This window comes from Candidatus Thiosymbion oneisti (genome assembly GCF_900092655.1).
Taxonomy (GTDB): domain Bacteria; phylum Pseudomonadota; class Gammaproteobacteria; order Chromatiales; family Chromatiaceae; genus Thiosymbion; species Thiosymbion oneisti.
Genome location: NZ_FLUY01001017.1, coordinates 1 through 12527, shown reverse-complemented (window position 1 = coordinate 12527; position 12527 = coordinate 1). Strand labels below are relative to the sequence as shown.

Genomic DNA, 12527 nt, shown 5'->3' with positions numbered 1-12527 from the left:
AGTGGTTGATAGTCCAAGTCCGCCGACCCGCATAGCGGTCTGACCTACCCTCTGCCAGTTAAAGATTTACCACTACCCGTACCTCAACCCAGCCTACCTGACTGAAAAGTTGGTAGGTTGGGCAAAGGCGCGTACTGCCCAGCCGGCGATCGAGCCGACGGCCCATATCGCGCCGTGCCCAACAGCCGATAGGCACGCCCGCTTTGTGCCTCCTAACAAGCAGCCGCGGTGCGGGACCCTCCGCGGAATGACCGCAGCCCTAGACCATCTTGCTAGGTGCTTGCTTTGCCCACCCTACGCCGACCCATCCTCCTCTCCATACCTTAGTCGGCACGCAAAATGTCTCGGGAGCTGTCTGGTTAAAAGCAATCCTGAATAGTGCTATGAGACAGCCCCCAAGCCGCCGTACCTTGCGATCAGCACGCGTCCAAAAGCGGCAACCTTTGGCGTCAGCTCGATAAGCAGAGGAGCGAGCTCGAGTACGGCAAGGTGCAGCTCATGAAGCTTGTCCTCGACGTATTCGTGTGCGATCAGGTTACGCAGCTCGCGAATACGCACGAGATCGGGGGCTGCGATCCAGCCTCTTTTCTCCGCCCGCTCTATACGGTCCAGCAAGCTGCCCTGGGGGACCAGCTCCAGGTCGTCTATCAGTCGCATAACGCGCTGAATATGCAGATCGGCGAGTCGGGAGAAGCGGCTGGCGAGGGATTCGAAGCGCTCCAGCTCCTCGGGCGCCCACCGGGGCTTGTCCTTTAGAGCTTGGACTCGATCGATGGAGTAGCCGAGGTGCTCTGTTGCCTTCTCCAGGACACGCAGCTCGTCTTCCAGTAGCGCCAGTCTTTCAGGTTTCACAAGCGGATCCCTTCCGCTTGAGCGATACGCATGAATGGTGGGGTCGGGTCAGGTGTCACCACCAGGTCGATGCGCCTGTCTCCGAGCCGACGATGGATCTCGCCGAGTATGTCCAACTTGGTCATGAGGTCGATCTGCTTCGAGATCACTAACAAGTCGATATCACCCCCCCGACCCTCGTCATTGATCCTCGACCCGAAAAGATAGATCTCGGCTTGCGGGTCGCGGTCTCGGATGGCCCTTACGACAGTTCGGCTCTGGCTTGCGTTCAGTCTCACAGGATGCATGCTAACACACATCCCGCTCACGGCGGTGCGAGCGCGGCTGCGAATTCCACCAGGACGACAACTCGGAAAAGATACAGGCCGGTGAGATACGCCGGCTAGTACCCCGTTTCAGCAAAATTTTTCGGTAAAACCAGTTTCTGTCATCTCGACCGCAGGGAGAGATCTTTGGCGATGAGACAATCACAAGGTCACAAGATCCCTCCTTCGTCGGGACAAGGATTTCTCGCTACGTTCGAAATGACAACCAGCAAAATTGGATGAAACTGGGTACTAGGATACTTGTCTCATCGCATCGGGAGTCGTGCCCCTCCAGAGCGAGCTCTGGTTCTCGAGCTTGGCGTGTAAGATCATCCGGCTGCCGCCCCGAGGGAACGGAAAAATGAGGTTGAAATCGCTAACACGAACGATTATCATTTGCATCACATTCTCGAATAACGCCGAAATCCGGACGCCATGGATGGCAAGCCTACGAAAGAACCGGGGGCACTCAGGAACCGGTAGGGTCTGACCCCGGTTCCCGGCGAGGATTCGGTTCGATTGAGAACGCCATCGAGCCTAACCGACGACTATGAGTCGGATGCCACATACCCTTGCCTTCCTGTTGGGGGGCGATTTTGAGCAGCTTTTAATAGGAGCCCGATCACGATGTTTGACAACACGATCACAAGGTTCGACAGCATGGCAATAAGCAATATGGCAACCAAAAGCAGCAATTCCGATTTCGATCTGGGGTCATACCTGATCGATTTGAGAGCAAACATCGGCAATGTCGGCCATCTGCTCCGTCTCGACCGGCAGGAGCAAAGTCGGATCCGGGACGAGCTGATCAAGGAGAATTTCACTTATCACTATCTGAATAATGCGTTCTACCAGGACTTTTGCCGGGAACAGAGGGTTTCTCCCGATACCATCCTGAACGAGGGGATCGAGCATATCCCATTGATACCGGTCAGGATGTTCAAGGATCGGAAGAATGCCGATCTCCTACTGACGACGCCGGAAGATGAAATGGAGCTGGAAATCTTCAGTACCGGGACCAGTGGCATTCCAAGCATCGCAAAACGGGATAAAGAGAGCTGTGACAATCTGGCCCTTATTCTTTCCGGCTTATATCGGGAATTCTTTGAGATTATTACCGGCGCCGGCCTGTTTTTGTGCCCATCGCCCGCTGAAACGCCCGAGATGGGGATGGTAAGGGCCTTTAACTTTCTGTCCGGGCTGCTGGAGGATCGGACCTACCTCGTCGAACGCTATCACTTCGTCGCCGAGCAGGCGCTCAATATCCTGAAGGGCTGGGAAGATCTGTTTACCAGACACATCGTCGGACCGCCTTTCATGATCAATCGCCTGTTGAAATATCTCGAAGAGAATAACATGCGCCTCGAATTGGATGAAGAATCCAAAATCATCATGCTGGGAGGTTGGAATCGGTTTACCGGCGAACAGATCCCCCGCGAGGCGTTCGATGAATCCTGCACGGAGTATCTGGGTATCGGCACCCATCAGATTCGGGATATGTATGGTCTGGTGGAACGCAATTTTCTTGCCATAGAGTGCGAGAAAAATATGAAACATCTTCCACCTTGGGTCGAAATCGTGATACGAAATCTCGATAACCAACAACAAGTCATCAGGGAGACAGGGAAAGCAGGCCTGATCACTCTTCTCGATCCGACGAATCTGTCCTACCCCTGTTTCATAGAAACGGAAGACATCGGTCATATTCCCCTCGACGGCTTATGTTCCTGCCGGCGTCTTTCTCAAACCATTCATTTCGAGGCAAGGGTCGCCGGGGTCGAATTGGGCTGTTGCGCGATCAATCTCGACCGCTATATGGAAGAGCGCGAGATTACCCGGACTTGCGACACATTGTGAGGCAATACCATTAAGTCAAGCGTCACCGACGCCGTTTATGATTGATCGCGCGCTGTTTTTTGTTCGCCCTCTCCCCAACCCCTCTCCCGCCGGGAGAGGGGCTTTGAGGCTTAACTTAATGGCGTTGCATCGTGAGGTACCCGAAGCATGAACCGCATCAATATCATGGCGCCGACGCGCAGTCTCGAGATGTCCCGGTATCAATGCGATGCCAGGGCCAATGAGCTCTATCTGGGCCTCGACAGCGGGGCGATCAGCGAAGAATTTCTGAATTTCACCTTCAACGGCAGATACAACAAAATGGATGGCGTATCCTGCCAGATCGATAGCGTCGATGATCTGCATAAGGTCATTCGCTATATCCACGGTCGGGGCGTGAAGGTCAATTACACCGCGAATATTCACTACCTCTCCCATGATTTCCAAAAGGAATTCGATGAGTACATCGAGGCGGGCGTCGACGCCGGGGCGGATTATCTCATCGTCTCGAACCTGGGAATCATTCAGTATCTCAGAAAGAGAGGCTACACGCTCCCCATCGTCGCCGGCGTATTTTTGGTCACGCCCAATGTGGAGCAGACCAAGCTGCTCGCTGATCTGGGCGTGGAACGGGTGGTCCTGCCACAAGGCGTAACCCTGAAAGAGATCGCAATGTTCAAGGAGAAATCACCGCTGGAGATCGAGATGTTCGGCCATTTCGGCGGTGGGAACAATTGCGGGCGTTGTATGTTGTTGCATAGCCCGACGATAAACGATATCGGTCCGGGTTGCCGGGCGGCCTATGACATTATCATCGAAGATGAAAAAGAGGACGAAAAAAACTATTTCCTGGATGCGGCGGCGGATTGTTCGTTATGCACACTGCCCGAGCTGATGGAGGCCGGCATCGATGTGATCAAGATCGTCGGTCGCGAGAGCAATAACTCGTTCGTCAATTCCAAAATCACGGAATTCTACAAGATTTTCCAGGACTATGCCCTGGATGGAATGACCGTACCGCAAATCAAAAAGCGCTTCATGAACGAAGAATTGATTTGGTCGAGCATCTGGCGTCCAAGGTTCTGTGAAAAGAAACGTTGCCGGTTCAGGCCGACGAACATAACAAAATCCTATATCGTTTAGCGTCTCGAATGGCTCATTTAGCCGGAGAAAGGCTACGTGCTTTCATATATCCGCAGATTACGCAGATTCTCACAGATTAAGAACAGAAGTCATCTGCGAAAATCTGCGTAATCTGTGGATAACAAGTTTGTGCGTTGGACGAGTCAACCACCGAAAAGATATTCAGCTTGTTTTTGAACCGCTCCTTATCGAATGCACAAAGCGAAGCGTGTCCATCAAATCCGATGGTATGGAGTAAATTGTGCCTAGTTTTGAGCTCAGAGTATTCGATTATGATCGCCTGCTGGAAGATGCTTTTCTCCGGCAAGCGGAGAAAATCGGTATCGATTGGGTCAATTTCGGCAGTGAAAGTTGTTATCTGCAGCTGCCGCCACGCCCGCTGATGGAGGAAATTTTCTCCCGCCTCGATGGCTTCAAAAAGAAATTCAGTATACCCATCCTCTATGAAAGCCATTTCGACAAGGTAACGGAGCTATTCGGTCCGGTCTGCGAGCTGGCCGATACCATTTCCGTCAATGATTTCGGTGCTTTGACCTATTTGGAGACGCACTTCAAAAACCAAATCTCGTCTGTTTCCATCGGGAACATCCTGTTTTTCTCCTATGCCGAATGCCCGTGGCACGATCACATCATTCGTGACGAGAGCGAAAGGGTGCAGGGAAATCTATTGACGGGCAATTTTGATAATGAGTGGATGGATGACTTTATGGCCCGTTATCCCTTCCGCTTCGAAATGGAAATGCCTTTTTTGAAAAAGCTGCGGGGATCGGCATCGAGTCTCAAGGAGAAGGGGTACGCCATCAGTTTCCTGCCGGATATCGTGCCGGTGTCTTTTGCTAGGGCCTGTCACAGCTCACGCTATTGGGGATTGCCGGTAGACAAGTGCCTCAGAAATTGCCGACAGATGGTTACCCTCAGCCCCACCCACCGCTGGGATTTCTTCGAGGCGGATGTGACCGAAATCAGACCCGTTATCAAGGGACAGATGCCGGATTATCTGGTGTGGGGAAATTCCATATTCCTGAAAAATCGGGAAGACGACGCCGGTTTGATGGATGAGCATATCGACAAAGTTATTCTCGATATGCGTTTCTACAAGGATTTAAACCAAGTAGCGGAAAGGATTGAAAGGCTATCGGATTCCCAGGTGACAGCATGAGGCAGGGTTCAAAAACAAGCGGAACGTCTTTTCGGTGATTGACTTGTCCAACGCACCAACTGGTTATTCGCAGATTATTATTGTTCTTAATCTGCGAGAATCTGCGTAATCTGCGGATAAAAGCAATGGGCACAACTTTTCAAGGTGCCTGAAGAAGAACCAAAGCAGAATTGTAGAGAATAACAGATGAGCAAAAAAAGATTGATTCTTGTCAATCCCAGACAGCTGTTCGAGGGATTCTCCAGCTATTCCGTGACCCGTTATCCCCCGTTGAGCCTGGGATATATCGCGGCCTTGACGCCGGATCACTGGACCTGCGAGGTCATGGACGAGAATTTCGAGGACGCGACCTTCCGACCCTGTGACCTGGTAGGCATCACCGTCATGACGCCCCAGGCGCCTCGGGCCTATGAAATCGCTCGGTTGTATCGGGACCGGGGAGTGCCGGTCATCCTGGGCGGGATTCATCCTTCCATGGCCACCGAGGAGGCGCTGCAGAACGCCGATGCGGTCGTTACCGGAGAGGCCGATAACATCTGGCCGCGGGTAATCCGGGATTTCGAGCGTGGAAACTTGCAGGAAATCTATCGTGACGAGGACGAGCTTATCCCTCTGGATACCATTGTCACGCCTTCCCATCATCTCTTCGACGCCAGGTATCAATGGGGTTCCGTATTGACGACGCGGGGCTGCCCCATGAATTGTGAGTTTTGTTCGGTCACCGCTTTCAATGGCTTCAAATACCGTATGCGGCCGGTCGAATCGGTGCTCGATGAGCTGGCGCTGGTAAAGCAGAAATTCATCTTCTTCGCGGACGATAACCTAGTCGGTTACAGCAAGGTCCATACCGGACGCTTCATCGAGCTCTGCAAGGGCATGATCGAGCGGAAAATAAAGAAACACTGGATCGCCCAGACCTCCGTCAATGTGGCGGACAACGAGGAGGTATTGTATTACGCCAAAAGGGCTGGATGCATCGCACTGTTTCTTGGGATTGAATCCCCTGACGAGAATGTTCTGGCCCACAATATGAGCAAGCAGGTCAATGTCAAATATGTGAAGAAGAACGATTTCATTCAGAAAATACATGCTCACGGCATTGCGGTGGTCGGTTCCTTTATTGTCGGGAATGATCTGGACACGCGGGAAATCTTCGACCGGATCTATGATTATGTCGCCAACTCGCATGTGGATATTCCAACCATCTCTTTTCTGGTGCCGTTCCCCGGCACCAAGCTCGAAAAACGACTCCTGGAGGAAGATCGCCTCAATTACAGGGATTTTCCCAAAGACTGGGGCTATTACAACATCGGCAACCGGGCCATGGTGGATACGGAAAACATGGATAGAACGGAATTGAATCGGAACATGAAGCGGGTCATCAGTAGGCTCTTCTCGAAGCCGGCCATGCTCAAAAGGGCATTGTATGCTTTTCTTTACTCACATAGCCCGCTGACGTTTGTACTGACCCTGAAAGGCAATATTTCCTATAGGAATAGGCATTTCCATGCCTCCTACTTTACCGGTGAGGAACTCTAGTACATCATTTCGCTTGATATTGCAGAAATACTCTTATTCACCACAGAGACACAGAGGGCACAGAGAGTACACAGAGGAATTTTTCTTCAGACACGGCGAGCATGGAGAAAGCACGAAGGAAATTCTCTGATTTCTCCGTGCTCTGTGTGTTTTAAGTGGTGAAACGAAAAGACCCTTTTCAAGGTGCCCTTCAGTCAAGATGACAGGACGAGGAATGCCATGAAATTCAGGTGGAACGAGGCCCGGGAATGATTGGGAAATATGTCGATGCCATCATCAAATACAGATGGTTCGTGGCCTTATCCTGCCCCTTTCTGGTTATCGTTATGGTGCTTTCCTGCATCGAGGATCTCGGCCTGGAGGCAGGGTATCGTATCTGGCTCGGCAAAGATTCCAAAATTATTGCGGGCTATGAGAATTTCAAGCATACCTTTGGATCGGACGACACCATTGTCATTGCTTTCATGGATGAAGCCGGCATCTTTTCGAACCAGGCGCTGGGGACCATCGAGCGGATCACGGAGCGACTGTGGCAAACGAAGCACATCATCCGAGTGGATTCCATCACCAATTACCAATATATCCATGCCAGCCCGGAGGACCCGGATGAGATCCTCGTGGAATATTTCGTGGAGGACGGCGAGACCATTCCTGAAGATATTCTGAAACAAAAGGAACAAATAGCGATCATCGATGAACAGACAAGGAACCGAACGATCTCCACCGACGGAAAAACGGCCCTTATCTATGCGAACCTGATTCCTGTAGGGGAAGGACGGGATAAGGCAATCAACCGGGAAGTTACGCAACTCGTCAGAAACATGCTCGAGGAGGAACGCAAAAGGACGGGTTATGCATTCTATTTATTCGGCGGACCGGTGCTCAGCACATCCTTCATGGAGATCGCCAAACATGATCTTGTTGTCTTCACGCCGCTGGTCATTATTGCGGCGATCCTGATCCTGATTGCGATCTTCCGGCGGCTTTCCGGGGCCTTGATCGCCGTTTCGGTGGTTGTCCTGACATTCCTGGCGGTGATTTCGATACAGATCATGCTGGGTTTCAAGATTAATAATTTCACCGCCAACCTGCCCGTGTTCGTCATCGCCATCGGTATCGCGGACACCATGCATATCTATTGGGCCTGGTCCCATGGCATAGACACCGGTTTGGGAAACCATGGCGCCATCCACTATGCATTACAAAAGAACTTCTTCCCAGTCTTCCTGACATCGATAACGACTTTCGCCGGTTTTATCTCTCTGTCCGTAAGCGAGGTGATCCCCGTAAAAACTTTGGGTATCGCCACGGCCAGCGCCTCGCTGATCGCATTCCTCTTGAGCGTTACTTTCCTGCCCGCCCTGCTTTCCCTGTCAAGAGCGGGAAAGAAGGACATCGACCACGCCGGGCCACCATGGCTGGCCAGCTATGTGGAGAAATACAGCGCCTTCATCGTCGATCACAAGCGATCCATTCTCATCCTTTCCGTAGTTTCCATTCCGGTGTTTTTTGCCGGTGTCTTCCTGGTGGAGGTGGACAGTAACACAGTCAAATATTTTCACGAGGATACCCCGATCAGAAACAGCGTCCGCTTCATCCAGGACAAGATGACAGGTCCCCTGCCCTTCGAGGTGGTTATCGATACGAAAGAACAAGGTGGCATCAAAGCACCGGATTTTCTGAGGTCGGTGGAGCGTTTTTATCGTGATCTCGATAACCGGTTTGAAAAGGTCAGGAATATCGGTTCCCTCCTGGAGCCCATGAAAAGGATCAATCAGGTCATGCACGGCGGCAGGGAGGCGTTTTATCGGGTACCGGATACCAAACCGCTCTCGGCGCAATATCTGTTGCTCTATTCCCTCTCCCTGCCCCAAGGATTGGATATCAATAACCGGATGGATGTGGATGAAAGGCGCTTCAGGATCACCCTGTCCGTGGATCTCACCAATACCTCCGAAGAAATCGAGCTGATCCGGTGGATCGAAGATTGGTGGCAGAAAACGCCCTATACCGCAACCGTCCATGGCCGGCTGGTGATCGGCACCTTCATGCAAACCCACGTAACCCGAACGCTCATCCACTCGATCCTGGCGGCACTGGCGCTGATATCGCTGGTGATACTGGTTTTTTTCTGGGATATCAAAATCACCATCATCTCCCTGATCCCCAATATCTTTCCGCTTTTGCTCGCCGTCAGTCTCATGGGCTTTCTGGGCATCCATATCGATCTCGGCATCGCAGTTGCCGTCGCCGTGGTCATCGGGGTGGCAGTCGACGACACCATACATATTCTTGCCAAGTATCTATCCGCGAAAAGGGCAGGCAAGGATTTCCGGGAAGCGCTCGAATACCTGATTACCCTCTCGGGTGTACCGATTCTCTTTACGACGGTCGTACTGAGCCTGGGTTTCTCCATATTCATATTCAGCGACTTCAATCCGAACGTTCATTTCGGCGTGGTAACGGCTGCGACCCTGCTGTTTGCCCTGGTCGTGGATCTGTTCCTGTTGCCGTCCCTCCTGGGTGTTCTCGATGAGCGCCGGTTCCGGACGCATTTGAATCCACAGATTACGCAGATTCCCGCAGATGAAAAACGAATTAATCCGTGAAAATCTGCGTAATCTGCGGATAACCCAGCTCGTAGGACGGGTAAGACCAGGGACGGTCGCAACCCGCTGGAAGGCTTTTGGCGGGATGCGCTGCGCTTTCCCGCCCTACACGGGCTCGATGTTTGCACTATCTCCGCATCGGCTCGGAAAAAAAGCGAAGGCCGCGAGTACGCTTCGGCTTGCCGTCCCTGGACGACTGGATTCCGGGGTCCTACCCGGAATGACGGTACGGTGGCACGGGCAACGCCAAGAGCCGTCCGAAACAAAAGAAGAATTCTCCGTGTCTTTGTGGCTTGGTGTGAGAGGAATCGATGCGGTTCGTTGCACTTACCACATCTTGCGCGGGCTACCACCGACGGCGGAACAGCAGAGGACAAGGGCGTGAGTCTTTATTCGCGCATCATCGGAACCGGCGGCTGCCTACCCGAAACGGTTCTGACCAATCAGCATATCGAAGACATCATCGACACCTCCGATGGGTGGATCCAGGTCCGTACCGGGATCCGCAAACGTCACATCATCACCGACGGCGAGTGCTGTAGCCAGCTGGCGGAGACTGCCTCCCGCCGGGCGCTGGCGGCGGCTGGTATCGAGCCCGCGGCGATCGACCTCATCATAGTGGCGACCACCACCCCGGAGCAGACCTTCCCCAGCACCGCCTGTCTGTTACAGCAGCGCCTCGGCATCTCGGGTTGCTGTGCCTTCGATGTGCAGGCGGTCTGTGCGGGTTTTGTCTATGCGCTGGGGATAGCGGACCGATTCCTCCGTACCGACGGCGCACGGCGGGCTTTGGTCGGGAGCGAAGACGCAACTTCTGGACGCTCTCTTAAGTTTTTAGACAGCCTCTAAAGGTCCGCACCATGGATAACAACATCATTCCGTCAAGTACCGTAACCGAGCTGCTTTGTCAGCGGGCAAAAACCCAGCCCCAGGATCGGGTCTATAGGTTTCTCGTGGACGGTGAAACCCAGGAACGCAGCCTGACCTATACGCAACTGGATCGACAGGCGCGCGCCATTGCCGCCAAACTTCAGGGCCTCGCGGCCCCCGGCAAGCGTGCTTTGTTGCTCTACCCTTCGGGGCTGGACTTTATCGCCGCCTTCTTCGGCTGCCTGTACGCAGGCGTGATTGCTGTCCCCACCTATCCCCCTCGCGGCAATCGCCCCGATCCCCGTTTTCAGGCCATCGCCTTCGATGCCGAGGCATCTGTGCTGCTCACCACCGGCTCGATTGCCTCCGATCTCGACGCAAAACTCACGCCGGAGACGGAAAAGCTCCGGCGGCTGGCGACGGACGCCATCGGCGATAAGCTGGCCGATGCCTGGCAGATGCCGGACATCCAGGGCGAAACACTGGCCTTTCTGCAATACACCTCCGGATCCACCGGGAGCCCCAAGGGCGTGATGGTCAGTCACGGTAATCTTCTGTACAACAATGAGATGATTCGGCAGGGATTCGAGCATACCGAGCAGACGATCATGGTCGGATGGTTGCCGTTATTCCACGATATGGGGTTGGTCGGCAATCTTTTGCAGCCTTTGTATCTCGGCATCCCCTGCATCCTCATGTCTCCGCTCTCCTTCCTGCAAAAACCCCTGCGCTGGTTACGGGCGATTTCCCGCTATCGGGCCACCACCAGTGGCGGACCCAATTTCGCCTATGACCTGTGCGTCGAAAAGATCACTCCCGAACAGCGAGCCGAATTGGATCTCGGTTGTTGGTCGGTCGCCTTCAACGGCGCCGAGCCCATCCGCGCCGAGACCCTGGACAGATTCGCCGCGACCTTCGCGCCGAGCGGTTTTCGCCGCGAAGCCTTTTACCCTTGCTACGGCATGGCGGAGACTACCTTGTTCGTTTCCGGGGGCCCGCAAGCCACGCCCCCGGTGGTTTGCGATATGGATCGAACATCCTCTCGGGAAACCAAGGGGTCGGATACCGGGAGTACACGCAAAGTCGTAGGCTGCGGCCGGACAACCTACCTGGAACAAAAAGTCGCCGTCGTCGACCCCGAATCCCTGTGTGTGCGTCCCAGTCCGCAAGAGGGCGAGATCTGGGTATCCGGCGGGAGCATCACCCAGGGCTATTGGAACCGTCCCGAGGAGACTCGGCAGACCTTCCAGGCCTATTTGGCGGACACCGGCGAAGGCCCCTTCTTCCGCACTGGCGACTTGGGATTCATGGAAGACGGCGAGCTCTTCGTCACCGGTCGGCTCAAGGATCTCATCATCATTCGGGGCCAAAACTATTATCCCCAGGACATCGAGCTCACCGTGGAGAAGAGCCACGCGGCCCTGACCGCCAACGGCGGGGCCGCCTTCTCTGTGGAGCAGGCAGGCGAGGAACGCCTGGTTGTCGTGCAGGAGGTGCAACGGGCCTGGTTGCGGAAACTCAATACCGAAGAAGTATTCGACGCCATCCGCCAGGCGATACTCGAAGAATACGAAATCGCTGTCCATGCAATCTCGCTGCTGAAACCCGGACGCCTCCCCAAGACCTCCAGCGGCAAGGTGCAGCGCCGCACCTGTCGGGAGCAATTTCTGGCCGGCGTCCTGGAGAGCGTAGGCAAATGGCAACAGTCCGAGATCCGGGAAAGGGCCCCGTCCCAGATCGAAGCCAAAACCGTCAAAGACTGGTTACTCGGCAGGATCAGTCAGCTGACCGATATCCCGCCGGATCAAATCAATACCCGGCATCGTTTCGTGCATTATGGGATCGATTCGGTGACGGCAGCGAGTTTGTCGAGCGAACTCAGCGAGTGGCTGGGGCGACCACTCCCCGCGGCGCTGGTGTATGACTACCCGAACATCGACTCCCTGGCGCGCTATTTATCCACCCATCAGGAGACCACAGACGAGAAAGGCCCCTCGTCCGAGGAGCCAAGGTCGTGATCCGAGGGCTTTACTCCCTCTCCCGGTCGAGGGTATCGCAAAAACGGTGGCGTCAGCTGCCAGTCTGTGAAGTTTAAACCACAGAGGACACCGAGAACGCAGAGCATTGGCCGATTCTTTTCTCTGTGCTCTCTGTGTTCTCTGGTGCGCCAGGAGAAGCCTGGTTAGTCTAGCAATCTGAAAGGAGGTTGCCATG

Annotated in this window: 8 protein-coding genes and 1 pseudogene; 7 read left to right on the top strand and 2 right to left on the bottom strand. The window is 54.0% G+C overall.

The genetic code is table 11. The annotated features are described in order from the left end of the window. Positions 1–381 precede the first annotated feature (381 nt). Together BQ17_RS10480 and BQ17_RS10475 are read right to left on the bottom strand one after the other, a co-directional pair. Positions 382–852 carry a hypothetical protein gene (locus BQ17_RS10480; RefSeq protein ID WP_089726835.1) on the bottom strand — a complete coding sequence of 157 codons (471 nt, stop codon included), beginning with the start codon at positions 850–852 and terminating at the stop codon, positions 382–384. Continuing rightward, complete coding sequence (locus BQ17_RS10475; protein WP_089726833.1) at positions 849–1139, bottom strand: nucleotidyltransferase domain-containing protein; 291 nt, start codon at positions 1137–1139, stop codon at positions 849–851. The genes BQ17_RS10480 and BQ17_RS10475 overlap by 4 nt, the downstream gene beginning before the upstream one ends. 678 nt (positions 1140–1817) lie before the next feature. On the opposite strand from BQ17_RS10475, the gene BQ17_RS10470 reads away from it, so the two are divergent. The 7 genes and pseudogenes from BQ17_RS10470 (at position 1818) to BQ17_RS10440 (ending at position 12331) form a co-directional block, all read left to right on the top strand. After that, entirely contained in the window at positions 1818–3014 is a 1197-nt protein-coding gene (locus BQ17_RS10470; protein WP_176722384.1) for a LuxE/PaaK family acyltransferase, read from the top strand. Positions 3015–3161: 147 nt separating this feature from the next. After that, the gene (locus BQ17_RS10465) at positions 3162–4136 is read left to right on the top strand and encodes a peptidase U32 family protein (protein ID WP_089726829.1); all 975 of its coding nucleotides are present in this window, start codon (positions 3162–3164) and stop codon (positions 4134–4136) included. Between the two features lie 241 nt (positions 4137–4377). Beyond that, positions 4378–5295, top strand: coding sequence for a hypothetical protein (locus tag BQ17_RS10460; protein WP_089726827.1), 918 nt, complete (start codon positions 4378–4380; stop codon positions 5293–5295). Between the two features lie 186 nt (positions 5296–5481). Beyond that, entirely contained in the window at positions 5482–6834 is a 1353-nt protein-coding gene (locus BQ17_RS10455) for a B12-binding domain-containing radical SAM protein (protein ID WP_089726825.1), read from the top strand. A gap of 248 nt (positions 6835–7082) precedes the next feature. Continuing rightward, on the top strand, positions 7083–9443 hold the full coding sequence (locus BQ17_RS10450) for an efflux RND transporter permease subunit (RefSeq protein WP_089726823.1): 2361 nt from the start codon (positions 7083–7085) through the stop codon (positions 9441–9443). A gap of 381 nt (positions 9444–9824) precedes the next feature. Next, positions 9825–10259, top strand: a pseudogene (locus BQ17_RS10445) (ketoacyl-ACP synthase III); the annotation flags it as partial. Positions 10260–10303: 44 nt separating this feature from the next. Next, the gene (locus tag BQ17_RS10440; protein ID WP_089726819.1) at positions 10304–12331 is read left to right on the top strand and encodes an AMP-binding protein; all 2028 of its coding nucleotides are present in this window, start codon (positions 10304–10306) and stop codon (positions 12329–12331) included. Positions 12332–12527 lie beyond the last annotated feature (196 nt).